Here is a 22810-nt window from a genome sequence, read left to right as displayed (position 1 = left end):
CATGGGACTATTTGATCGCCTAGGCCGAGTGGTACGTGCCAACCTAAACGACCTGGTCAGTAAAGCCGAAGATCCGGAAAAAGTCCTGGAACAAGCGGTTATTGATATGCAGGAAGACCTGGTGCAATTGCGTCAGGCGGTTGCTCGTACTATTGCTGAACAAAAACGCACAGAACAACGCTACAACCAAGATCTAGGGGAAGCAGGGAAATGGGAACAACGAGCTAAATTAGCCTTGGCTAAGGGGGATGAAAATTTAGCACGGGAGGCCCTGACCCGCAAAAAATCCTTTAGTGAAACCGCCGCCACCTACAAGGCCCAGCTTGATCAACTTACGGGCCAGGTAGAGGGCTTGAAGCGGAATTTAATTGCCCTAGAAAGCAAGATCTCTGAGGCCAAAACCAAGAAAAATATGCTCCAGGCCCGGGCCAAAGCCGCCAAGGCCAACGAAGAACTGCAAAAAACCCTCAGTGGTATCGACACCAGCAGTGCCATGGGGGCCTTCGAGCGCATGGAAAACAAGGTGTTAGATCTAGAAGCCCGTTCCCAGGCCATTGGTGAACTGGGAGGCGTTGGCATTGATAATCAATTTGCCCAACTAGAGGCCAGCAGTGATGTGGAAGATGAACTGGCTCTCCTGAAAGCGCAAATGAGTGGCGGGGCATTACCTGGTGGCTCAACAACTCAACCAATCCTTGAAGCCGCTCCAGTGGATACGAACAAGGCCCCGGTAGCAGATTCCGTCGTCGATGCAGAACTTGAGGATCTGCGCCGTAAGCTCAATGACCTTTAGATTGTTTCCGTAATCTTGCTGTCCTGAGCTTTTTATTAGCTGGGAGACAAGCGCCTTATCTATGCAGACGTATAGTGGCCCAGGAAATATGCTGATAGAGATAATCGTCAAAGTTCTAGAACAAAAAGATAAAACGACGATTATCTTGCTCGGATTTTTTTCGCTTTTTATCATCGGTATCGTTGATTTTTACACTGGCTATCAGTACGCCTTCTCAGTTTTCTACGTCCTGCCCATAGCCCTGATTACTCTCGTTTCCAACCAAAATCTGGGTCTGCTTGCCTCTCTCCTAAGCGCTTGTATTTTTACCTATGCGGAAATAGCGTCAGGTCGTTTCTACGACAATGTGTTGACTCCCTATTGGAATATCCTAATTCGTTTCAGCTTGTTTGCCATTGTTTCTATTCTTTTGACGGCGATCAAACGTCTGATCAAAACAGAAAGGATATTAGCCCGGACTGATCATCTTACCGCCGCCGTTAACGCTCGTTCTTTTCAGGAAATCATGACCCTGGAGTTGTATCGCCTCCAGCGCTATCACCATCCCTTGACGTTGGTTTATTTTGATCTAGACAATTTCAAAATCGTCAATGATCAACTCGGTCACTCCCATGGTGATCAGGCCCTTCAATCCGTTGTTAATTGCATCAAAAAATATATTCGCAAGACGGATACAATCGCCAGAATGGGAGGCGATGAATTTGTATTATTGCTGCCAGAAACAAACCGTGAACAAGCCCAGCAATTAGTTACAGATATTCGTCCGTTTTTGGCGTCGGAAATGCGTAAACATAATTGGCCAATCACCTTTAGTATGGGGGTCTTGACCTGCACGACCGTCCCTGGTTCCATTGACGAGCTAGTCACCATCGCAGATAATCTAATGTACAAAGCCAAACTCCAGGGTAAAAATACTGTCGAGTATGCTACCTATCCAGGATAATCTATCGTTATCTTGATTGAGTACAATACAAATTTCTGAAAAAGAACTCTGGCCGTTACCCCCGTCTTGACAATTCAACATGAGCTTACTAGAAATCACTGACCTAGAATTTGCCCAGGAACTGGCCAATACGGAACAGCCTGTTCTAGTTTATTTTTGGGCTGAATGGTGCGGCCCCTGTCGTTTGATGTCTCCTTCGGTTAAGGCCATTGCGGATCAGTATGATGGTCGCCTAAAAGTCCTCAAGTTGGCCGTCGATCCCAATCCCCAGTCCGTTGCCCAATGCCAGGTGGAAGGGGTTCCGGCCCTGCGTCTTTTCAAGCAAGGTAACTTGGTACTTTCCCATGAAGGTGCGATTACCAAGCCGAAATTATTAGAATTGCTGGAGCCAGTCCTGCCCTAGTCACGAGGAAGCCGTATGGAAAATCCCCTGGGCAAAGTTGAATCTGCGCTGAGTCAGCGAGTCCATCAGGCTAACCATAAAATTCATAATCAATTCCAGGCGATTCTGTACCAGGAAATGACCAATGAGCATATGGAACAGGCCTTAACAGAGGTAAGCGAAAAAATCCTCGTGAGTCTCTGGCAACGCTACTGGGGGTTTCTAGTGCTGATTGTACTTGTTATTTTAGGAATGCAGATATTGGCCCTAAAGCTTCTGCTGACTAGTTCTCATTGTCCCCTACCGACGACAATGGGCAAAAGTGGGTTTGCAGATAGTCCCAAAGGGCATGGGCCAGGGCCAACTTCGGCCCTGGGGCAATCGTCTGCTGATGCCCAAAGCGGTCTAAAATGACGCCCTGATTGGTATCTGTGCCAAAACCGGCTTCTGCTTGATCTACCGGATTGGCCACGATCACATCTAACTTTTTCCGCTGTAACTTTTCCAAGGCCGGAGAAACAATCTCTCCTGTTTGAGCGGCAAAACCCACAATTATTTGAGATGGGTGGCGCTGTTGACTGAGCTTAGCCACAATATCGGGCACGGGTTCTAGGGCCAAGGCCTGGGGCAGGGCCTGTTTGGGGAGTTTGGTCGGGGAATAATGGGCCGGTTTGACATCCGCCACGGCAGCGGCCATCACAACCCAATCCGCCTGGGCTAGATTTTCTAGTAGAGCCTGTTCCATTTGGGCGGCACTGGTGACGGCAATACTTCGTAATTGGGGGGAAGTGGGTAACGGCAGATTTAGCAATGGCCCATGGACGAGAATGACTCTAGCCCCCCGATCCAGCGCCGATTGGGCCAAGGCCAGTCCCATTTTGCCACTGGCAGGATTGCCTAAAAAACGGACGGGGTCAAGGTATTCCTGCGTCCCTCCCGCACTGATCAGGAGGGTTTTATTGCTCAAATCTCGCTGAAAGTTAGGCCAGAGTAAGGATTGAACACGACGGATGATGACATCGGGTTCCGCCATCCGGCCCCGGCCCCGACGGTCACAGGCTAATAGGCCCTCGGTCGGTTCTAGCCAATGATAACGGGGGTCTTGAGTCAGCAACTGCCAATTACGTTGGACGGAAACCTGTTCCCACATGTCCGTATTCATGGCCGGGGCCAACAGGATCAGACAACGAGAAGCCAACACCGTATTGGTCAGCAGATTATCGGCCAGGCCGAGGGCTAACTTTCCCAAGGTATTAGCTGTGAGGGGCGCTATCAGGAATAATTCGGCCCATTCTCCTAACTCAATGTGTAGAGGACGATTATGGTGGGCCTGCCAAAAATCTTGATCTGTGTAGGCAGGATGACGACTGAGGGTGGCCAGGGTCAAGGGGGTGATGAACTGCTGGGCCGCGGTTGTGAGGATAACCCGCACCTCCGCTCCGCTCTGGAACAACTGAGAAACGACCTCCGCCACCTTATAGGCGGCAATGCCTCCCCCAACACCGACCAACACACGACGGGCCTGGAGCATTTCTCCTAGGCCTCATCGTAGGTTTCGATATCCAATAGGTAAAGATAGGGTTCAGCAAGTTCTTGGCGTTGAAAGGCGATGGCTCGCAGGAGATGCCAATCCTGGAGGCCCTCAAAGGGACTGTTATATTCGTCTTTTTCCAGGCGTTGGGCCAATTGGGCAACATCTTCCGGGGTGAACTTAGCAATGTTTTGGTGTAGGGTCAGGGCTGACATAGCAAACCTCCCAGAGACTGGTGTTACCTTCGATCTCATTGTACCCTAGCGCGTTCTGACCGTTAACAATTGAGGCGGAGTGGCATCTGGTGGATAGAGGAGATCTACCTGCACGGTTCGTTTTTCCGCCGGTTTAAGGGTCAAGGTCACCAAGTCATCGCCCCGCTGTCCCCGTTTTTGCACCAGGTGGAAGTAGCGATTTTGCGCAGTACCTTGGTCGTTATTGTAGCGAAACTGAACAGTTCCTCGGAAAAAGACATTGGGGGCAGGCGGAACTAGAAAGGTTAGGGTGTCTCGTCCCTCGTTGAATTTAAGCGGAGTTTCAATGGCCAAACTAACCTGCTGAGGCTGGGAAGTCGGATTATGGAGGGGGAGCGTCAAGCTGTAGTGTACCCCATAGTTGCCGTGGGATTCGTAGGCCGTATCGGGATAGCGGACGGCCATTTTGGCTGCTTGTTTTTGATTGGTTCCCATCAGGCCGCCTTCAATGGTGCTAATCGCGTAGGAAAAGGCCTGGCCAGATTGGGGAATATTGAGTTGTTCCCTGGTGTCATTATCGGTGAGTGTGGCTATCCAGGTAGAGCCTAAGGAGACCCCGGCCACTCGACTATAGATGCGCCGCTGGCTATTGCGGGGAATACGGTCACGGGGGGTCATTAAATTGGCCGTTTTGAGCAGTTGTTGCCATTCCGCCAGGGTTGGTGGCCGTTCATTGCCCTGAGCATCTTTGGGTGCATACATGGCCAAACTGGCCCCGTAGATGGGGGTATCGGTCTGGAGACGAAAATAGGCAGAAAAGCCGTTGCGAGGGAGTTTGAGCGGCGGTGGCTGAGTAGGGTCAGGCCGATAATTCACTGGTAAAGGGTTATTGACTAACATTTGGGCCTGGCCAGGAGGAATAATCAATTCAGCCGGATAGAGGGCTTGCCGCTGACCTCGCAGGACTCTATCCATTACCCGACTACCTGGGCCAGAAAAAAATTGACCGTCGGGGTTTTCGACTTGGGGGGGAAGCTCAATAAAAAGGGCATCCGGGGAGGTAAGGGAACTAGCCGCCTGGAGTACATTGACTTTGGCCGGTTGGCGGCTGTCATTAAAGAGCAAAATCCCTAAATAAAGCGTTCGTCCCTCGGGAGAGGCCTGAACAACGTGATGGGCAAAGACATCAAAGCGACCCCGGAAGGCATAATTCAGATGGGCGTAGGGACTGCCCATGCCAATGGAAGGCAGGGTTGAGATAATAATACCTTCATTGAATATCAGTTCGGGATTATTACTATTTAGAACGGGGGTATTGTCTAATTTGCCCGTGAGGGGCCGAACCCGTTGGGGAACGACGAGTTCCTGGGGGGATTGAGGGGCGATGGGCTCCGTGGGGATAGAGGGCGATGGGGGAGGGGGGATAACAGGAATGGCAATTCCCTGGGCCAGAACAAAGGGGAGGAGGGACGACAACATTATGGCAGCGAATAATCAGGAGAAACAATTGTTAAGGGCCTGGGGCAGTTAAGACTTGTTGGGGGCTAGTCAGTCGGTTTTGACCTAGGCTTCAGGAGGGGCCTTGGGAAATAATTGTTGCCAGAGTAATTGGGTCGCCAGCAGGATTAACCCCACCGCCACAAAGCCAAAAATAAAAGTGCCCAGGGAAGCAACCCCCAGAACCAAAGTACGAACAGCAGCTCCGATTCGTTGGACGAAGAGATTATCGGAAAGGATGGGCTTGGTGGCAAAACTAACGGCAATGGCGGCGGTTAGGCCGTAGAGGCCCCAGGCCAAGGCCCCAGAAATGCTTGCCCCAAGTAGACAACGTAGGGGAGTCACCGGGGCCTTGACTCCGCTATTATCGGAGGGAGGTAAATCAGTCATTGCATTGCCCTCAGGAAATACCCAAAACTATACCATGGCCGTCTTTCTTCCCCCAGGTAGAGAGTCCGGTGAGGCCAGTTCTTGGTTTAGACTAAAATTGATGCGTTACCCCTTTTACACCCTCGATGTTTTTACCGATCAAATTTTTGGGGGCAACCCCCTAGCGGTTTTTCCCGAAGCCGAGGGACTCTCTCCGGCCCAGATGCAGAAAGTGGCAGCGGAAATTAACTACTCCGAAACAGTTTTTGTCTTTCCCCCCACAACACCCCAGGGCGACTATCGACTCCGCATTTTTACCCCTGCGACGGAGCTCCCCTTTGCAGGCCATCCCACCATTGGTACGGCTTTTCTGCTGGGCCATCTAGGCAAGGTGTCCCTTAATTCTGAGCCCACGATTATTGTTCTAGAGGAAGGGGTTGGCCCAGTAGCGGTGACTCTTTACACCGAGCAAGGGCAACTCTACAAAACAGAATTAACCGTGGCCCAACTCCCCCAAGCCCTGCCGGATCCGCCCTCTGTTGAAATCCTAGCCCCGATTCTTTCTCTCTCCCCCGAGCAAATTCGACAGGGCCAGGAGCGCCCCCGGTGCTACTCCTGCGGTTTACCTTTCCTCTTTGTACCTCTAGTGGATTACCCGGCCCTGACCCAAGCTCAACTACAACAGCATTCCTGGGAAACCCAGCTCCGATCCCAGGCGGTCAACTGTCTCTATCTTTTCACCGATAAGGTTCCAGACAATCCATCGGCCCATTTCCAGGCCCGCATGTTTGCCCCTAGTTTGGGGATTGAAGAAGATCCGGCTACTGGATCAGCGGTAGCGGCTTTTGCCGGCTATCTTAGTCAGCATTTCCCCCAATCCGGCGTGTTCTCCTGGCGAGTTATCCAAGGTGTTGAAATGGGCCGACCCAGTACCTTGGATTTAGTAATGGAACAAACATCCCAAGGTCTACAATCGGTCAAAGTCTCTGGTCGCTCAGTAGTGGTCAGCCATGGCTGGTTTGAAATTCCCTCAGCCTGCTAAAATGCCAAACATTAAAGTGAGGTTGTGAAAGCAAAAGACCGATGCTGAAAATTTTCCCCTGGTTGCTGTCCCTTGGTATGGCAAGTCTTGCCTTATCCATTAACGCAAAACCAAGCCAAGCTAACGATTACGCCACGGCACCGGTCGATTATTTCCAGGGCCGAGAATCGATTCCCCTCGAGATTGAACCTCCCACAAATAGTCTCCCCCCCAATAATAATTTCGGTAACTTTGATCGCCCCCTTTCCCAAGGCAGTTGTCCAGCGATCCTGCAACCCGTTATTGAGCAGATTGTCGGGGCCAAAGCGATGAAAAACTGGGGGATTTTGGTTGAAACACTCCAAGGCCGCAAAGTCCTTTACGGCCTCAACGAAAATCGATATTTTATTCCCGCCTCCAATAATAAAATTTTTACCACCGCCGCCGCCCTCCAACGCCTTGATCCCCAGGTCACCATTGGCTCTAAACCTCTGCGGGAATGGATTATGGTGATTAATAAACACAGTGATAACGGCTACGCTGAACGGGTGATGCGACACTTAGGCGGCCCTGGAGCCGTTAAATCCGCCATTACCCAACTAGGGGTTAATCCTCAAAGCTTTCGTTTGGCCGATGGCTCAGGCCTGTCCCGCTCCAATGCAGCTACTCCCCGTGCCCTGGTGGATACTCTCCAGGCCATGTACTATGCGCCTAGTAAGGATCTATTTGTGGCTTCCCTCCCCGTTGCCGGCCAGAATGGAACCCTGAGCCGGCGGATGAAGGCGACTCCAGCCGAGGGAAATGTTCATGCTAAGACAGGCACCTTGAAGGGAGTCCGGGCCCTGTCTGGCTATATCAATAATCCCACCCATGGCACGCTTGTTTTTAGTATCTTAGCCAATGACTGGAGCCGTTCTGGGACAGCGCTCGTGCGGGCTATTGATCAAGTGGCGGTTCAACTCAATACCCTGGGGCCTTGTTCCACAAGTCCTTAGGCTCAGACTCCCCAGTAATTTGCCAATAATTTGCAATTAGAATGGGTTGTTGCAAGTTACTCGAGGAAGCGACTATCATAGGGAAATCCTTGACCCCGCAACGCACCTACCATGTCCTACACAGCCAACTCCCTCAAAGCAGAGTTGAATGCCAGAGGTTGGCGCTTGACGCCGCAACGGGAAAAAATTCTCCATGTTTTTCAAAATTTACCTAGGGGCAATCATTTAAGTGCGGAAGAGCTGCATACTGTCTTGGAACAGCGGGGTGAAGGTATTAGCCTTTCTACAATCTATCGCAGCGTCAAGCTGATGTCTCGTATGGGCATCCTGCGCGAACTAGAATTAGCAGAAGGTCATAAACACTATGAGCTACACCAACCCTATCCCCATCACCACCATCACATTGTCTGCGTCCAGTGCAACAGAACTATAGAATTCAAAAATGACTCTATTTTGAAGCAGAGTCTTAAACAATGTGAAAAAGAAGGCTTTCAACTAATCGACTGCCAATTGACCGTCACGATGATTTGTCCTGAGGCCCTACGGATGGGCTGGCCCTCCGCCTTGCCCAGTAACTGGTGCTGTAACCGTTCTATCTTTGTGGCGGCCCATACACTAACCTCAGAAAGCCTAAGTCACGATCCCGTCTAATATCCGTTCTCTGTCCAGGAGGTTCGCTGCCAATGTTTCCCTTAACTGCCCTAGGTATTAGTGCCGGAGTTTTGCCCCTCCTGTTGGCCCTCAAGACCGGTCAATCCCTCCAGCAGGTAGCTCTGGAGTGGGGCCAGGCCAGTGAAGAAGTTTTTCGGGGCCAGCGTCTCCCGGTTTTACCCTTTCCTGAACCGGAAGCCTTGAGAAAATAGATGAAAACTACTTATGATTCTGATAATTTTTACTTTTTTCTAGGGGATTGCACGGAGAGTAAAGTTTCCTTAACCCAATATCTTTGCTGATAGCTGTTGGGGATGGTTTCGAGGCAAACGGGATACGCCAATAGCGGGCCTATCAAGACTTAGCCTATCTCAGCGATGCTTTTCAATCCCAATCTCCATGGGCTATGATGGAAAAAGTCCCTGCCCATCCTTCCCCGTTTACCGTTTATTAGATCAAAATTTCTGCTAATAACTTAAGGATTTTTTTATGGGGACGCATCCCTAAAAAAGCTATATAAAGACTAGCCCAATATAGTTAATAGCCTATCGTTTTAAAAAATGCAGCAGTTTTGTCTGTTACAGGCAAAGCTGTTTAAACTTTTTTTCTTAAAATATGGTTGATTTATCCCCCCACAGGTTTACCGTCACAACGCCCCTCTACTACGTCAATGATGTACCGCATCTTGGTAGTGCCTACACCACTCTTGTAGCCGATACTATTGCCCGTTTTCATCGTCTCCAGGGCCAAGACGTTTTGCTGATTACTGGCACGGATGAGCACGGCCAAAAAATTCAGCGTACCGCCGAGGGTAAGGGCCTTGATCCCCAGACCCACTGTGACCAAATTGTGCAGCATTTTGAAGCCCTCTGGCAGGCTTTAAACATCCAGTATGACCGCTTCAGCCGAACGACCGATCCCCGCCACGGTGCCATTGTTAAGGATTTCTTTGCTCGGGTCTGGGCCCAGGGGGATATCTATCCTGCCCGACAGCAGGGCTGGTATTGTGTGGCCTGTGAAGAATTTAAGGAGGAACGCGAACTGTTGGCGGATGGGCATTGTCCCTTGCATCCAACCCTAAAGACAGAATGGCGGGATGAGGAAAATTACTTCTTTCGGCTTTCCCGTTACCAATCGGCCCTAGAGCAACTTTATGCAGAGCGACCGGATTTTATTCAGCCTGAAAGCCGCCGCAATGAAGTCCTAAAGTTTGTCCAACAGGGCCTACAAGATTTTTCCATTTCGCGGGTCAATGTGTCCTGGGGCTTTCCCTTGCCCTGTGATGTTGAGCAGACGATCTACGTCTGGTTTGATGCCTTGCTGGGCTACGTCACGGCCTTACTGGAACCAGGGGAGGAACCGAGCCTCGACCGGGCCCTGGCCCAATGGTGGCCGATTAACCTCCATCTCATTGGCAAGGATATTCTTCGTTTTCATGCGGTGTATTGGCCGGCCATGCTGCTATCTGCGGGTCTTCCTCTACCCGGAGCCGTCTTTGGCCATGGGTTTCTCACGAAGGATGGCCATAAAATGAGCAAGAGCTTGGGTAATACCCTTGACCCGCTGGCCCTGGTGCAACGCTATGGTTCCGATGCCGTGCGTTACTATTTTGTCAAGGAAATTGAGTTTGGCCGGGACGGGGATTTTAACGAAGTTCGCTTTGTGCATATCCTGAACGCTGACCTGGCCAACGACCTAGGGAACCTGCTCAACCGGACACTGGGCATGGTCAAAAAATATTGTCAGGGCCAGGCCCCCCAAGCAACGACCGCGGAGCAGGCCCCCGATAATCCCCTACGGATCTTGGGCCTTGCTCTATCCGAAAAGGTTCTGACCGCTTACCATCACCTGGCGTTCCATCAAGTCTGCGAGGATGTTTTTGCCTTGGTGCGGGCAGGAAATAAATATATTGACGACCGGGCCCCCTGGAGTTTATTTAAAATGGGACAACAGGCCGCTGTGGAAGAAGTGCTCTACAGTGTTCTGGAATCTCTCCGTCTAGCGGCCTACCTGCTGGCCCCGATTATTCCCAATCTCAGCACTAAGATTTATCAGCAACTGGGATTTACTTTAGACTTCAATGATTGGCCGAGTGTGGCCCAGCAGGCCCCCTTTCCTCAGCACAGCCAATGGGGCCAATTTCCTTTAAACTCCCACTTCGCTCCTCCTCAACCAATTTTTAGCCGTTTAGAACTTCCTGCCGACGCAGACGTCTCTCCCTAGGTGCAATGTCCCCTCAGAGCCGCTGCAAAAGTTTTTAACACTTTCTTTTAACAACTCACTTTAGGACAACTATTATGTTTGAGGATTTTGACCACGACCCGTTATTTACCCCCGATCAACTCTTGGAAAACCGTGGCCGGGTGGCAATTTTTATCGATGGCTCCAACCTATTTTATGCGGCCCTGCAACTGGGGATCGAAATTGATTACACCAAACTCCTTCATCGCCTCACAGGGGGCTCTCGTCTCCTGCGGGCCTTCTTTTATACCGGCGTTGACCGCACCAATGAGAAACAACAGGGCTTTTTGCTCTGGATGCGTCGCAACGGCTACCGAGTGATTGCCAAGGACTTAGTCCAATTACCCGATGGTTCCAAAAAGGCCAATTTGGACGTGGAAATTGCTGTTGATTTAATGTCCCTGGTGGGTTCCTTTGATACTGCCGTGATCGTGAGCGGGGATGGAGATCTGGCCTACGCGGCCGATGCTGTTAGCTATCGTGGAGCCCGGATTGAAGTGGTCAGTCTGCGCTCCATGACCAGTGATAGTCTAATTAACGTGGCCGACCGCTACGTTGACCTCGACCAAATTAAGGACGATATCCAAAAACAAAGCAAGGGAAATGTACCCTACCGCAGCTTTCCCAGCCTGACTATTATCGATTCTGACAAACCGCGTTAGGTACCCTAAACCGAGAGAGGCATTCCGGCCCAAGCCAAAAACCTGTGCTACCATCGAGGGTAAATTTTTTATCCTCCTCGTGGCATCTATGGGCAAGGTTCTAGTGCTAAATGCGTCCTACGAACCGCTCAACATCACCAGTTGGCGAAGGGCGGTTGTTTTGTTGCTCAAGGGTAAGGCGGAGCAACTAGAACACAATGGCCATTATGTCTATACCGATTTTCCCATTCCCACCGTTATCCGCCTGCGCCAGTACGTCAAAGTGCCCTATAAAGAAATTCCCCTCACCCGTCGCAATTTACTGGAGCGAGACCGCCATACCTGCCAATACTGCAACTATAAAGGGGAACAACTCACCCTTGACCATGTGCTCCCCCGCTCTCGGGGCGGCGGTGATACCTGGGAGAACTTGGTGACGGCCTGTGTCCGCTGTAACATCAAAAAGGGGAATCGCACCCCTAAAGAAGCCAATATGCCCCTCAATTATTCCCCCCGTCGCCCCTACAGCAGTCTTATTTTTGAAATTGGCAAACATACCCGCAACAATAATAACCAAGAGTGGCGCAAGTATGTGATCGGGATGTAAGGCCCTAGGGACAGCCCAGACTATCGCGGGTGACGACCCCGGTGACCGGATTCACCCCGCTGGCCCGTTCGCACATCAGTTTGATTTGGTAGGGGTCTAGCACCGCATCGGTAAAATCTGCACCGGTAATGTCTGCGTCGTAGAACCGAGTCCGGGTGGCAATGGCCTCGACTAAAATGGCCTCCCGCAGATCCGCAAAATCGAGGGTCACCCGATCCATCAGGGAAGCAGTGAGGTTAGCGCCCCGGAGATTGGTGTGGAGGAGAGTGGCCTCCGTTAGAATGGTGTAGGACAGATCGGACTGTTCAAAGTTGGCGTAACGCAGATCGGCGGCCGCAAATACCCCTTTGACCAGGGAACGATGGGAAAAGTCTTGACGGGCCAGATCGGCATAGGTATAATTCACCGCACTGTCCTGGGCCAGGACGGGCGTCGCAGCCAAAAGCACCCAAATAATAGCAAGGCAGAGGATGCGGAAACCTTTGAGGAGTGAAGAACGGGAGAAAACGGCCATGGCTTGGGGCAACTTTAAAGACTTGTTACAAGTAGTTTCCCAAAAGGTCAGGGATATTGCAAAGTAATGTTAATTAAAACCCTATAATTTCAAGGAGTTAATTCCCCATGTCCTTATCTGACACTCAGGTTTTAGTGGCCCTCGTTATTGCCCTACTACCGGCATTTTTAGCGTTTCGTCTGTCAACGGAACTCTATAAATAACAGTCCCCTAAAGGTAAGATTGGCCTAGTTTAATGGGTAGGGCGTCCCCTAACGCCCTATTGAAGTCTCTTTTTTACCCCTTTCCTGTTTGACTCCCCGCCATGACTGCTCAATTCTTGGATACCAAAACAGCCCCCCGCTCCCGTCGTCGTCAACGTCCTCCCCTCCGCCAACAACTCCAACCGGAGCATCAATGGATTGTCTGGGAGATTATTTTCAAGCTGAGCTTAAACACGATGTTAGGGCTTGGGGCCCTGGTAACCCTCCTGCGTTTAATTCCCTTTCAGCAACTCCAGCAGGCCAAACTCCAGGAAATCCAACTCCAGGTGCAAGAAACCGAAACCCGTGTGCAAGAACAACGTCAGGAATTTCAGCGTAGTTTTGATCCGCGTCAAAGTCGCCGCATTATGCAAGAAGTTGCTCCTCGACTCGATCCCAACCAACGTCAAGTTTTTCTAACGCCTCCTAGTCCCTAGGATGGTAGCGAGCCTCCCGAACCAGCTTCTATAGACTCTTGTAATTTATCGTTTGCCAAAACATTGACCTTGATCTATGATTTTAGGGGAGCCAAACGTTTAAGGTTCTGCGGACAACAATCAGGGTTTTGCAAGCCTTTGTGGACTCAAGAAAATGGTATAACAAACGACAATGCAAGCAACACTACACCAACTCAAGGTTTTTGAGGCCACCGCTCGCCATGGTAGCTTCACCCGCGCCGCTGAAGAACTCTTCATTACTCAGCCGACCGTCTCTAGTCAAATTAAACAACTTTCTAAGGCCATCGGCCTGCCCCTCTTTGAACAAATTGGCAAACGTCTCTATCTAACGGAAGCGGGGAAGGAATTGCTGGCGACCTGTCAGGAAATCTTTCAGCGTCTCGACAACTTTGAAATGAAAGTTGCCGACCTCAAAGGAACGAAGCAAGGTTGCCTGCGCCTAGCGGTTATCACCACAGCTAAGTACTTTGTGCCACGGATTTTGGGGGCCTTTTGTCAGCAGTATCCCGGCATTGATGTCTCTTTAAAAGTAACGAACCATCAACAAATTCAGCGGCGGATGCAGGACAATGAGGACGACCTGTACATTGTTAGCCAGCCTCCCAGTGAGCTAGAGCTAAGTTATCAGCCCTTCCTCGATAACCCCTTGGTGGTGGTAGCCCGACGGGAACATCCCCTCGCGGGCCTAGCCCAGATTCCCATCAGTCGCCTCAACAATGAAGCTTTTATCATGCGAGAGCAGGGGTCTGGCACTCGCCAAGCCGTCCAGGCCCTATTTGCGGAACACGAGGTGAAAGTTCATGTCCGCCTAGAACTGGGCAGCAATGAGGCCATTAAACAGGCCATTGCTGGTGGTATGGGCATCTCTGTTCTCTCAGAACATACCTTAGTTTCCGAGGGAGCCCATAGCGACCTGACAATTTTAGACGTGGAACATTTCCCCATCAAACGGCGTTGGTACGTGGCCCACTTAGCCGGTAAGCAACTGTCGGTGATTGCCCAGACATTTCTGGATTATCTACTTGTTGAGACGCAAAAAATTCCCCTCTCCTCCGTTCGGCCCTGGTCTACTGAAAATGTGCCAGTGGCCTCACCCCTACTAGGTTAAGGGAAGGCTTCCCATCGACAATTTAGCTTTAAACGGAGTAATTTCCCTTGGCAAGTGTATGCTCAGTTTAAAGGCCCCTTAATACCAATTCTTCAAGTTGAAGCTACAGATTTTTACCCCTCCGCCTCCGGCACCTCCCCTTGCTAAGGGGACAGTGGGGTCATTTGTGTAGTTAAATTTCAGAGATTTGGTATAATGACTTGCTTCCGGTGAGAGAGCGACTAGGGGCCTCGTCTTTCTAAAAGTTTCTACGATTCTGACTATCGCTATTTTTTCAAGACCGATTCTCGGGAAAGAAATTCGTGGCCATAGGCTTCTTCCCCGTGCTCGTTGATATCTAGGCCCTGGAGTTCGGCTCCGGCCTGGAGTCGTAAACCGAGAGTGGCCTGGATGACTTTAAGGATAATAAATGTTCCCAGGGCCGACCAGAGAACGGTGACGGCCACCGCCACAATTTGAATCAACAATTGGAAGGGATTACCGGCAATTAACCCTTCCGCACCGCTACTGTTGATCGCTAGGCTGGCAAAAACCCCCGTCAAAACAGTACCGACGATACCTCCTACCCCATGGACGGGAAAGGTGTCTAAGCTATCATCAATCCCCAATTGAATTTTAAAAGTAATCGCAAAAAAGCAAGCAATGGCCGTAATCACGCCAATGGCGATGGCCGACATCGGACTCACAAAGCCCGCCCCGGGGGTAATCCCGACTAAACCTACTACAATCCCCGTGGCAGCCCCGACGCTCGTAGGTTTACCTCGCAGGAGTTGCTCTAGTACTAACCAGGTCAGCATCGCCGCAGCGGCACTGGTATTCGTCGTAATAAAGGCAGTCACTGAGAGAGGGCCAGCGGCCAAGGCACTGCCCGCATTAAAGCCAAACCAACCGTACCAAAGTAATCCGGCGCCCAAGAGAATGAAAGGAACATTGTGGGGTGGTGCAATATGATTGGGGTAGGTTTTCCGAGGGCCAATCACCAAGGCTGCTACCAGGGCCGAGACGCCCGAGGCTGTATGGACAACCGTTCCCCCGGCAAAATCCATGGCCTTGAGAATTCCCGCCAGGCCCAGCAGACCCCCCTTACCCCAAATCATGTGGGCCAGGGGACAATAGATCAAGGTCAGCCACAGAATAAGAAATACACAATAGGACTTAAAGCTAGCTCGTTCTACGATGGCCCCGGAAATCAGGGCGGGGGTGATGATGGCAAACATGGCCATGTAAATCATATACCCCTGGTGGGGAACCGTGGGGGCATAGGACAGCATCTCTTCGGGAGCACTCCCTTGAAGATAACCGGTGGTTTCTAGCCCGACACCATTCAGAAAAAACCATTGAATGCCTCCGATGATGGGTAAACCGGGGGCAAAGGCCAGGCTATAGCCCCAAAGAATCCAGGCAATAGAGACAATCCCTAGGGCAATGAAACTCATCATGAGGGTATTGAGGACATTTCGCTTGGCGACGAATCCTCCGTAGAAAAAGGCCAGACCAACGGTCATGAGCAACACCAAGGCAGAGCAGGAACTCAAAAAGCCGGTATCCGCCGCGGCCTGGGCCTGGGCAACTTGTTCGGCCAGCGGGGTTTCTGCTCCTGCGGGGGCAATGGCCCAGAACCAGAGGATGACGATTGCTGATAAGGTAACGGCCCAGGATTGGCAAACTTTGACCATGGACTTAAGGGCTCTCCAATACAAATTGTTGAAACTACTATTGCAACAATTTCCCCCACTTCTTTTTGTTTTCTAGACTACGAAAGTGCCGAGGGAAAGGGGCTTGTAATAAGCCTTAATCTTTTCAATCCTCTTCTCTGGCCTTGGTAGGATGGAAAAAACTCACAGTGTGTTACGCGCCTGGATGATTGGCAATGAACTACTGGAACGCTCTGCTCTCTTTTATTACGGTTGTTCTCTGTCAGTCGGCGGTCTTGGCCATAGAGCCGACCTCCAGCGTTAAAGTGACGCCGGTACTCAAAACGGAAACCAGCTGGGATGGCCAACCGATTGTCTATCCCCCTGGGCAAGCAGAAATTACGGGTCTGATTGTCGAGATCGCTCCCGGTGCCGAAACCGGTTGGCACCTCCATCCCGTGCCCTCCTTTGGCCTAATGTTGGCAGGAGAACTCACTGTGACCCTCCGGGATGGACAAGTCAAAATCCTTAAAGCAGGCGATGCACTAGCGGAAGTGGTCAACGTTGCCCACAATGGTCGCAATTTGGGGACTGTCCCCGTCAAGCTGATTGTTTTTTACGCTGGAGCCGTTGGCCAACCCCTAACCATCGAACAAGCAGTCAAATGATTAAATGATTATATCGCTGTAATCCCTAATTCATGCCCTGGTCAATTCGGTTAAGCACTCTACCGCCTCTTAAGTTTCCCCTGCGTTGGGTACTGGGGACTTTGTTTGTAGCGCAGGTATTGGGAACAGCCGGGCTTGTGGGTTATTTGGCCTACCGGGATGAGCAGACGGCGATCCAGCATTTGGCCGACGAATGGATAACCGAAGTCGAGCGCGATATTGCTCAAGAATTAAACCATTACCTAGGGAATGCCCAAACCGTTAATCAACTCAATGTCAAGGCGGTTCAGTCCGGGGTGTTAAATCTGGAGAATCGGGAACAGCTTGGTCGTTATTTCCTCCACCAAGCCCAAACCTTTCAATTCGATTATGTGAATTTTGGTGGTGTTCAGGGGGAGTTTATCGGTGCCGGTCGTGGCACCCAGAAACCCTGGGAAATTGCCGAAATTTTGCCGAGCCAACCGGAACGTCTCCGCTTCTATGCCGTTAACGCCCAGGGCCAACGCCAACAGCTATTGGGAACCGAATACCCTACGCAAACCCTGAATCGGCCCTGGTACCTGGATGCCGTCAAGGCTGGTAAGCCGGTCTGGAGTGAGATCTACACCTGGGGAGACCTCCCTGACCACATCAGTATTTCTGCCAGTGCGCCCGTGTATGATGTCCAGGGTCAGTTGCAGGGCGTTTTGGGTATTGATTTGGAACTATCGCAAATCAGTCGATTTCTGCGGCAGTTGGCCCAACCCCACAGGGCCAGCATTTTTATTGTGGAACGCTCGGGGTTATTGGTCGCCAGTTCTAGCCAGGAATCCCCCGCACCGATTAAAGGGGGCCGGGCCCAACGCCTATTGGCCCAACAAAGTCGAGATCCCTTAATTCGTCAGCTTAGTACGGTTTTAAGTCAGCAAACGGAAGGATTTAAACAGTCAAAAACCTCTTCCCAAAACACCTTGCAGCGATTAGATCTGCCTGGCTTGCCCCCCTACTACGTCTGGGTCAAACCCTACCAAGACCGCTACGGCCTGGACTGGTTGGTGGTTAGCTCGGTTCCTGAAGAGCACCTCCTCCAAGATATTCACAACAATTGGCGCAAGACCCTATCCCTAGCCAGTGGCATTTTGTTGGCAGTAATCCCCCTTGGATTAGCCACTGCCCACTGGATTGCTCGGCCAATTCGTCACCTCAGTCAGGCCAGCCATCAATTGGCCCAAGGCCAATGGCCCATCCTGTTAACCCCAGCCACAGGCATTAGCGAACTCGACCGCCTAACGGAGCATTTCCAGCAAATGGCCGACCAGCTTCAGCAGTTGATGGCGGCCCAACGTCAGGAATCGGAACGGCGTTTTCAAAAAATGGCCGAAGCAACCCCCAGCCTACTTTATATCTATGACCTCATCGCCAAAAAAAATATTTATGCGAACCAGGCAGTGATTGAAACCCTAGGCTATTCCGCTGAAGAAATTCAGGCCCTGGGGGCCGAGCTTTTTGCAACCATCTGTCACCCCGACGACCTACCCCGGATCTATGAAGGCGTTCAACAGTGCTTGGCCCTAGCGGATGGTGAGTTTATTGAAATTGAATATCGCATCCAGAATAAACAGGGCCAGATCCATTGGCTCCTTTCTCGAGATACGGTTTTTGCGCGGACTGAAGAGGGCCAGCCTTGGCTGATCCTCGGTTCTTCTCAGGATATTACCCAGCGCAAACAGGCCGAAGCGGAAGCCCGGCAAATTCAGCAATTTCTCGATTCTATTGTGGATAATTTACCCAATATGGTCTTCGTGAAAGCGGCAGATAGCTTACAGTTTGTCTATCTCAATAAAGCGGGTGAACATTTACTGGGTTATCGGCGTGAAGATCTTTTAGGCAAGAGTGATGCGGACTTTTTTCCTCCCGAGGAAGCCAAATTTTTTATCGCTAAAGATCGTGAAGTCTTAACGCGGGGAGAAGTCCTCGACATCCCGGAGGAAATGGTTCAGACAAAACACCAAGGCCTGCGGATTTTACATACGCGCAAAATTCCCCTCTTAGATAGCCAGGGTAATAGTCAATATATACTGGGAATCTCGGAGGACATTACTGAACAGTTAGATCTGGAAAATCGTCTACGGCAGATTGCCCGCCATATTCCTGGTGTTATTTATCAGTATCGTGTCCGGCCCGATGGCACGTCCCATTTTCCCTACGCCAGCGAGGGGATCCGGGATATCTACGGCGTTAGCCCCGAAGAGGCCAAAGAGGATGCAAGTTCTGTGATTAACGTTCTCCATCCAGACGACCTCAACCGGGTACTCGATTCAATTTTAGAGTCGATGGAACACCTAAGTCCTTGGCAGTGCGAGTATCGCGTTCGTTTTAAGGAGCAAGTGATTTGGGTCGTCGGTTATGCCACGCCACGCCGGGAGCCGGATGGCAGCATTATTTGGCACGGTTACATCAAAGACATTACCGAACGCAAGCTCAGTGAACTGAAGCTCAAAAATACGCAACTCAAATTGCAGCGGGCCAACGAAGAACTAGAAAAATTGGTGAATCTAGATAGTCTGACCCAGATTGCCAATCGTCGTTGTTTCGACATCTGGCTAGAGCGGGAATGGCGACGGTTATTTCGAGAACAACAACCGCTTTCCTTACTCCTCTTCGATGTGGACTTTTTCAAACAATACAATGACCACTACGGCCATCCCCAGGGAGACCAATGTCTTTATCAACTAGCCCAAGCGGTGCAACAGGTTATTCAGCGGCCCTCGGATCTCTTTGCTCGCTACGGTGGCGAAGAGTTTGTCATTATCCTGCCTCAAACTGATCTGTCTGGGGCCATCGCTGTGGCCAAGAAGGTGCATCAAGCCGTAGCGGAATTATCGTTACCCCATGGCAATTCCGAGATTCAAGCCACCATCAGCATCAGTATTGGTATCACCAGTCTTATTCCTAGCAGTGATTCTTCACCGGCAAAACTGATCGAACAAGCGGATCAGTCCCTCTACTGTGCCAAGGCATCGGGCCGTAACCAGTCGATGATGTTTACCCCTGCCGGTTGTTTGCCAGTTTAGAGGAAGAGTAGCCTTGCAAGTTCCCTAGGAGAATTGGTTCTCAACGGATAACCCGTAAGGACTGGAGTGATTCATCGTCGGCCCCGAGGATATCAGCGCCTAAATCCACCAGATTCTGGAGATAGGCCAGGGCCTGATCGGTAATCACTTCTCCCGGAATTAACACTGGAATACCTGGCGGATAGGGACAAAGTAAACTTGCGCTGAGACGGCCCATCGCTTGGGTCAGGGGGACAATTTCCGTGGCGGCAAAATAGGCCTGGCGGGGAGTCAGTCCCAAGCGGGTAGAGGGCGGCAATGGAACTGTTAAGGCAGTATTGGGGATTGGTTTTCCCGTTTGGGCCAATCCTTGAAAGGCCATCATCAGTTGCTGAATATCCTGCGCCGTGTTGCCATGGGTAATGATAAAGCTCAATTGTCGTAGAGTCGGCAGTTCTGCCGTTACCTGATAACGTTGGCGGAGAATGTCATCGACCGCAAACCCCGTTAACCCCAGGCCTGAGACATCCACCGTTAGCCGGGTTGGGTCAAGATAGGCAAAGCCGGCCTGTCGGCTCTCCTCGGTCAATAGTCGTAAACCCGGAAGGTCGGCCAGGGCCTGTCGAGCTTGTTGGGCCAGATCGAGGGGCCGTTGGAAAAAATTGGCCTCTTGGACTTGTTGACGGGCCGCATCCAGGGAGGCCAACAGGAGAGCGCTAGGACTGGTGGATTGAACCAGGGCCAGGGCCGACTGAATCCGCTCTGGAGAAATTCTGGGCCCTTGGCCGTGAAGCATAGCGGCCTGACTCAGGGCCCCGAGGGTTTTATGGGTGGATTGCACCGTAAGGTCGGCCCCCAGGGAAAGGGCCGAGGGGGGCAGGGCTGGATGGAAGCCAAAATGGGCCCCGTGGGCCTCATCCACCAACAACGGCAGGCCCTGCTGGTGACAGAGATCCGCAATCGACTTCAGGTCGGCTCCAACACCGTGGTAGGTGGGATACAGGGCTAACACGGCTTTGGCCTGGGGATGGGCCTGGAGGGCCTGGCGGAGGGTTGCGGGGCTAAAGCCCAGGGCCAAATCCCAAGCGGGGTCGTAGGCCGGTTCCAGAAAAACGGGATAGGCCCCGAACAGCACCAGAGCGGTAATGGCAGAGCGGTGGCAATTACGGGGCAACAGCAAGACGTCCCCTTCGCCGCAGGTAGCCAGAACCATGGCCAGTACCCCCGCCGTCGAACCATTGACCAGAAACCAAGTATGCTCTGCTCCCCAGCGTTGGGCCGCCAGTTCCTGGGCCTGCTGAATCGCGGCCCCTGGCGCAAAAAGATTGTCAAAGTCCGGTAGTTCCGGTAGATCGGCCTGGAAAACCCCTGGCCCCCACCAGTTTTGCAGAACGGGCGCAATCCCCTGGCCCCGTTTATGGCCCGGCGCATAGAAGGCGGCATCGGCTTGACTACCCAGGTGTTGCAGGGCCTGGACAATGGGCAGGTCAGACATCGGGACTGGCGTTGGGGGCGTAATGGTAAATGGTTTGGCCTTGCCAAGGGGTTTGCTGTAGGTCACAGATATTGAAGCGTTCCAGGGTCACCTGGAGGCCGGTCATGGGATCTTCCCCCTGGGCCAGTAGAAATTCTAACTGGTGTAGGCTGGGCCAAGTGGTCAAGGTTTCGAGAAAGGCAAAAATAGGTTGATAGTGGCGATGCTGGGGGTCTTGGTACCAGGCCTGGGGGGCCTGGGGTTGGTCGAGGCCGATATGCACAATCAGGGCCGGTTTCCCAAACAGAGCAATGGCCACGGGCCGGACTTCCTCTTGCACCAACAGGCCCTGGGGCCGCAGGAGATGCCGCAGTTTTTCCAATTGCTCGTAACGCTGATGGGCCGCTAGGGGTTCAGGCCCCCAGGTCAGGGCCAGGGTAAGCAGGTAGGTCTGCAAGAATAAATGGCCGAGTTTTTCGGCTTTGGTGGCCAAGTAGCTGGAATTGTAGTCGTTGGCTTCGATCAACAGGGGTACCCGTTCCACCACTTCTAGGCCATAACCCTTAAGACCCGCGATTTTACGGGGATTATTGGTAATCAAGCGAATTTGCTTCACGCCTAAATCATTGAGCATCTGGGCCCCCATGCCGTAGTCCCGCAGATCCGCTGGAAAGCCTAGGCGTTCGTTGGCCTCAACGGTATCCAGACCCAAATCCTGGAGGGAATAGGCCTTGAGTTTATTGACCAGACCAATACCCCGGCCCTCCTGACGGAGATAGACGACGACCCCCAAACCATGACTCTCTACCATCTTTAAGGCGGCCTGGAGTTGCATCCGGCAATCACAGCGCAACGACCCCAGGGCATCCCCCGTCAGACATTCTGAGTGCATCCTCACCATCACCGGTTGGTCGCGGAACTGGGCCGGGTCGCCCTTAACAATGGCAATATGTTCCGTCTGGTCGAGCAGGTTACGGTAGGCGTAGAGTTGAAAATCGCCAAACTGGCTGGGAAACTTGCACACCGTTTCTCGTTGGACAAAGCGGTCGTGGCGCAGGCGATAGCTAATTAAATCGGCAATGCTGATCAGCTTGAGCTGGTGTTTGCGGGCATAGTCAAACAACTGGGGCAGACGGGCCATGGAGCCATCGGAATTTTGAATTTCGCAGATTACCCCCGCTGGATAAAGCCCCGCGAGACGGGCCAGATCCACTGCCGCTTCCGTATGGCCGGCCCGCTTGAGCACACCACCATCCTTGGCCCGGATCGGAAAAATATGACCTGGCCGCGACAGATCATCGGGGTGGGTGGCGGGATTAATGGCCACTTGAATCGTTTTTGCCCGGTCGTCAGCAGAAATCCCCGTAGTCACGCCCAACCGAGGAGAGGCATCAATACTGACGGTAAAGGCGGTTTGGTTGGTGTCCGTATTTTTGGTCACCATCAAGGGCAGGTCTAATTCATCGAGCCGTTCTCCGGTCATGGCCAGACAGATCAGGCCCCGAGCTTCCACCGCCATGAAGTTAATCATATCGGGGGTGGCAAACTGAGCCGCACAGATGACATCCCCTTCATTTTCTCGATTCTCATCATCGACCACGACCAAGGGCCGGCCGGCCTTAATATCCGCCAAGGCCGCATCGATGCTGTCAAAGACCAAAGCACTTTCTTGCGAGATAGTCACAGGCGTAGGAATACGAAATCACTAATATTCCTTCATTTTAACGGTAACGGGGGAAAACCCTGGCCCTCAGTGCGGATTCGGTTCTTTTGGCCAGAGAGGGATTTTTAACATGGCTCCCTTTTGCCCTTTTG

23 protein-coding genes are annotated in these 22810 nt (G+C 51.8%); 15 read left to right on the top strand and 8 right to left on the bottom strand.

From position 1 onward, the window contains the following. The first annotated feature begins 1 nt into the window (after position 1). From ABXS88_RS14015 to ABXS88_RS14005, 3 genes are all read left to right on the top strand, one after another. The gene (locus tag ABXS88_RS14015; protein ID WP_353672665.1) at positions 2-793 is read left to right on the top strand and encodes a PspA/IM30 family protein; all 792 of its coding nucleotides are present in this window, start codon (positions 2-4) and stop codon (positions 791-793) included. 61 nt (positions 794-854) lie between these two features. Then, positions 855-1736, top strand: a complete 882-nt coding sequence (locus ABXS88_RS14010; protein WP_353672664.1) for a GGDEF domain-containing protein — start codon at positions 855-857, stop codon at positions 1734-1736. A 79-nt stretch (positions 1737-1815) separates the two neighbouring features. Further along, positions 1816-2139 carry a thioredoxin family protein gene (locus ABXS88_RS14005; protein WP_353672663.1) on the top strand — a complete coding sequence of 108 codons (324 nt, stop codon included), beginning with the start codon at positions 1816-1818 and terminating at the stop codon, positions 2137-2139. Positions 2140-2401: 262 nt separating this feature from the next. On the opposite strand, the gene coaBC is transcribed toward ABXS88_RS14005, so the two are convergent. The 4 genes from coaBC to ABXS88_RS13985 all read right to left on the bottom strand — a co-directional run bounded on the left by coaBC (position 2402) and on the right by ABXS88_RS13985 (position 5730). Continuing rightward, positions 2402-3649: a bifunctional phosphopantothenoylcysteine decarboxylase/phosphopantothenate--cysteine ligase CoaBC gene (coaBC, locus tag ABXS88_RS14000; RefSeq protein WP_353672662.1), complete on the bottom strand. Its 1248-nt coding sequence runs from the start codon at positions 3647-3649 to the stop codon at positions 2402-2404. A 5-nt stretch (positions 3650-3654) separates the two neighbouring features. After that, the gene (locus ABXS88_RS13995; protein ID WP_353672661.1) at positions 3655-3864 is read right to left on the bottom strand and encodes a DUF2555 domain-containing protein; all 210 of its coding nucleotides are present in this window, start codon (positions 3862-3864) and stop codon (positions 3655-3657) included. 45 nt (positions 3865-3909) lie between these two features. Beyond that, a complete protein-coding gene (locus ABXS88_RS13990) occupies positions 3910-5322 on the bottom strand; it encodes a DUF3370 domain-containing protein (protein ID WP_353672660.1) in 1413 nt (470 codons plus the stop codon). A gap of 84 nt (positions 5323-5406) precedes the next feature. Beyond that, the gene (locus ABXS88_RS13985) at positions 5407-5730 is read right to left on the bottom strand and encodes a DUF3082 domain-containing protein (protein WP_353672659.1); all 324 of its coding nucleotides are present in this window, start codon (positions 5728-5730) and stop codon (positions 5407-5409) included. A 100-nt stretch (positions 5731-5830) separates the two neighbouring features. Here ABXS88_RS13985 and ABXS88_RS13980 point away from each other — a divergent pair, with 100 nt between their 5' ends. From ABXS88_RS13980 to ABXS88_RS13950, 7 genes are all read left to right on the top strand, one after another. Then, a complete protein-coding gene (locus ABXS88_RS13980; protein ID WP_353672658.1) occupies positions 5831-6751 on the top strand; it encodes a PhzF family phenazine biosynthesis isomerase in 921 nt (306 codons plus the stop codon). Between the two features lie 41 nt (positions 6752-6792). Continuing rightward, complete coding sequence (gene dacB / locus ABXS88_RS13975) at positions 6793-7725, top strand: D-alanyl-D-alanine carboxypeptidase/D-alanyl-D-alanine-endopeptidase (RefSeq protein WP_353672657.1); 933 nt, start codon at positions 6793-6795, stop codon at positions 7723-7725. A 111-nt stretch (positions 7726-7836) separates the two neighbouring features. Continuing rightward, positions 7837-8376 carry a transcriptional repressor gene (locus tag ABXS88_RS13970; RefSeq protein WP_353672656.1) on the top strand — a complete coding sequence of 180 codons (540 nt, stop codon included), beginning with the start codon at positions 7837-7839 and terminating at the stop codon, positions 8374-8376. A gap of 32 nt (positions 8377-8408) precedes the next feature. Next, complete coding sequence (locus ABXS88_RS13965) at positions 8409-8588, top strand: hypothetical protein (RefSeq protein WP_353672655.1); 180 nt, start codon at positions 8409-8411, stop codon at positions 8586-8588. 403 nt (positions 8589-8991) lie between these two features. Beyond that, positions 8992-10599, top strand: a complete 1608-nt coding sequence (metG, locus tag ABXS88_RS13960; protein WP_353672654.1) for a methionine--tRNA ligase — start codon at positions 8992-8994, stop codon at positions 10597-10599. A gap of 74 nt (positions 10600-10673) precedes the next feature. Next, positions 10674-11279, top strand: a complete 606-nt coding sequence (locus tag ABXS88_RS13955) for an NYN domain-containing protein (protein WP_353672653.1) — start codon at positions 10674-10676, stop codon at positions 11277-11279. 88 nt (positions 11280-11367) lie between these two features. Then, entirely contained in the window at positions 11368-11865 is a 498-nt protein-coding gene (locus ABXS88_RS13950) for an HNH endonuclease (RefSeq protein WP_353672652.1), read from the top strand. 4 nt (positions 11866-11869) lie between these two features. On the opposite strand, the gene ABXS88_RS13945 is transcribed toward ABXS88_RS13950, so the two are convergent. Continuing rightward, complete coding sequence (locus tag ABXS88_RS13945) at positions 11870-12379, bottom strand: pentapeptide repeat-containing protein (RefSeq protein ID WP_353672651.1); 510 nt, start codon at positions 12377-12379, stop codon at positions 11870-11872. A 107-nt stretch (positions 12380-12486) separates the two neighbouring features. On the opposite strand from ABXS88_RS13945, the gene psaM reads away from it, so the two are divergent. The 3 genes from psaM (at position 12487) to ABXS88_RS13930 (ending at position 14187) form a co-directional block, all read left to right on the top strand. Beyond that, entirely contained in the window at positions 12487-12582 is a 96-nt protein-coding gene (psaM, locus tag ABXS88_RS13940) for a photosystem I reaction center subunit XII (RefSeq protein WP_353672650.1), read from the top strand. A 101-nt stretch (positions 12583-12683) separates the two neighbouring features. Continuing rightward, positions 12684-13058 (top strand): hypothetical protein, encoded by a 375-nt coding sequence (locus tag ABXS88_RS13935; protein WP_353672649.1) that lies wholly within the window; start codon positions 12684-12686, stop codon positions 13056-13058. 172 nt (positions 13059-13230) lie between these two features. Continuing rightward, positions 13231-14187: a LysR substrate-binding domain-containing protein gene (locus ABXS88_RS13930; RefSeq protein WP_353672648.1), complete on the top strand. Its 957-nt coding sequence runs from the start codon at positions 13231-13233 to the stop codon at positions 14185-14187. 266 nt (positions 14188-14453) lie between these two features. Here the strand turns inward: ABXS88_RS13930 and ABXS88_RS13925 are convergent, their stop codons facing one another. After that, the gene (locus ABXS88_RS13925; protein WP_353672647.1) at positions 14454-15863 is read right to left on the bottom strand and encodes an ammonium transporter; all 1410 of its coding nucleotides are present in this window, start codon (positions 15861-15863) and stop codon (positions 14454-14456) included. A gap of 194 nt (positions 15864-16057) precedes the next feature. On the opposite strand from ABXS88_RS13925, the gene ABXS88_RS13920 reads away from it, so the two are divergent. Together ABXS88_RS13920 and ABXS88_RS13915 are read left to right on the top strand one after the other, a co-directional pair. Next, complete coding sequence (locus ABXS88_RS13920) at positions 16058-16489, top strand: cupin domain-containing protein (protein WP_353672646.1); 432 nt, start codon at positions 16058-16060, stop codon at positions 16487-16489. 32 nt (positions 16490-16521) lie between these two features. Next, positions 16522-19542 carry a diguanylate cyclase gene (locus ABXS88_RS13915; RefSeq protein WP_353672645.1) on the top strand — a complete coding sequence of 1007 codons (3021 nt, stop codon included), beginning with the start codon at positions 16522-16524 and terminating at the stop codon, positions 19540-19542. 40 nt (positions 19543-19582) lie between these two features. On the opposite strand, the gene ABXS88_RS13910 is transcribed toward ABXS88_RS13915, so the two are convergent. Together ABXS88_RS13910 and ribBA are read right to left on the bottom strand one after the other, a co-directional pair. Beyond that, positions 19583-21016 carry an aminotransferase class I/II-fold pyridoxal phosphate-dependent enzyme gene (locus ABXS88_RS13910; RefSeq protein ID WP_353672644.1) on the bottom strand — a complete coding sequence of 478 codons (1434 nt, stop codon included), beginning with the start codon at positions 21014-21016 and terminating at the stop codon, positions 19583-19585. Further along, on the bottom strand, positions 21009-22679 hold the full coding sequence (ribBA, locus tag ABXS88_RS13905; RefSeq protein WP_353672643.1) for a bifunctional 3,4-dihydroxy-2-butanone-4-phosphate synthase/GTP cyclohydrolase II: 1671 nt from the start codon (positions 22677-22679) through the stop codon (positions 21009-21011). The genes ABXS88_RS13910 and ribBA overlap by 8 nt, the downstream gene beginning before the upstream one ends. Between the last annotated feature and the right edge of the window lie 131 nt (positions 22680-22810).

Source organism: Synechocystis sp. LKSZ1 (genome assembly GCF_040436315.1).
In the GTDB taxonomy this organism is placed as follows: Bacteria; Cyanobacteriota; Cyanobacteriia; order Cyanobacteriales; family Microcystaceae; genus Synechocystis.
Note: the sequence above shows the minus strand (reverse complement) of the source record. Positions and strands in the feature narration are given on the sequence as shown.

Coding starts and splice junctions, on each gene's coding strand:
- ABXS88_RS14015 (WP_353672665.1), top strand. CDS start 2: ATGGGACTATTTGATCGCCTAGGCCGAGTGGTACGTGCCAACCTAAAC.
- ABXS88_RS14010 (WP_353672664.1), top strand. CDS start 855: ATGCAGACGTATAGTGGCCCAGGAAATATGCTGATAGAGATAATCGTC.
- ABXS88_RS14005 (WP_353672663.1), top strand. CDS start 1,816: ATGAGCTTACTAGAAATCACTGACCTAGAATTTGCCCAGGAACTGGCC.
- coaBC (WP_353672662.1), bottom strand. CDS start 3,649: ATGCTCCAGGCCCGTCGTGTGTTGGTCGGTGTTGGGGGAGGCATTGCC.
- ABXS88_RS13995 (WP_353672661.1), bottom strand. CDS start 3,864: ATGTCAGCCCTGACCCTACACCAAAACATTGCTAAGTTCACCCCGGAA.
- ABXS88_RS13990 (WP_353672660.1), bottom strand. CDS start 5,322: ATGTTGTCGTCCCTCCTCCCCTTTGTTCTGGCCCAGGGAATTGCCATT.
- ABXS88_RS13985 (WP_353672659.1), bottom strand. CDS start 5,730: ATGACTGATTTACCTCCCTCCGATAATAGCGGAGTCAAGGCCCCGGTG.
- ABXS88_RS13980 (WP_353672658.1), top strand. CDS start 5,831: ATGCGTTACCCCTTTTACACCCTCGATGTTTTTACCGATCAAATTTTT.
- dacB (WP_353672657.1), top strand. CDS start 6,793: ATGCTGAAAATTTTCCCCTGGTTGCTGTCCCTTGGTATGGCAAGTCTT.
- ABXS88_RS13970 (WP_353672656.1), top strand. CDS start 7,837: ATGTCCTACACAGCCAACTCCCTCAAAGCAGAGTTGAATGCCAGAGGT.
- ABXS88_RS13965 (WP_353672655.1), top strand. CDS start 8,409: ATGTTTCCCTTAACTGCCCTAGGTATTAGTGCCGGAGTTTTGCCCCTC.
- metG (WP_353672654.1), top strand. CDS start 8,992: ATGGTTGATTTATCCCCCCACAGGTTTACCGTCACAACGCCCCTCTAC.
- ABXS88_RS13955 (WP_353672653.1), top strand. CDS start 10,674: ATGTTTGAGGATTTTGACCACGACCCGTTATTTACCCCCGATCAACTC.
- ABXS88_RS13950 (WP_353672652.1), top strand. CDS start 11,368: ATGGGCAAGGTTCTAGTGCTAAATGCGTCCTACGAACCGCTCAACATC.
- ABXS88_RS13945 (WP_353672651.1), bottom strand. CDS start 12,379: ATGGCCGTTTTCTCCCGTTCTTCACTCCTCAAAGGTTTCCGCATCCTC.
- psaM (WP_353672650.1), top strand. CDS start 12,487: ATGTCCTTATCTGACACTCAGGTTTTAGTGGCCCTCGTTATTGCCCTA.
- ABXS88_RS13935 (WP_353672649.1), top strand. CDS start 12,684: ATGACTGCTCAATTCTTGGATACCAAAACAGCCCCCCGCTCCCGTCGT.
- ABXS88_RS13930 (WP_353672648.1), top strand. CDS start 13,231: ATGCAAGCAACACTACACCAACTCAAGGTTTTTGAGGCCACCGCTCGC.
- ABXS88_RS13925 (WP_353672647.1), bottom strand. CDS start 15,863: ATGGTCAAAGTTTGCCAATCCTGGGCCGTTACCTTATCAGCAATCGTC.
- ABXS88_RS13920 (WP_353672646.1), top strand. CDS start 16,058: ATGAACTACTGGAACGCTCTGCTCTCTTTTATTACGGTTGTTCTCTGT.
- ABXS88_RS13915 (WP_353672645.1), top strand. CDS start 16,522: ATGCCCTGGTCAATTCGGTTAAGCACTCTACCGCCTCTTAAGTTTCCC.
- ABXS88_RS13910 (WP_353672644.1), bottom strand. CDS start 21,016: ATGTCTGACCTGCCCATTGTCCAGGCCCTGCAACACCTGGGTAGTCAA.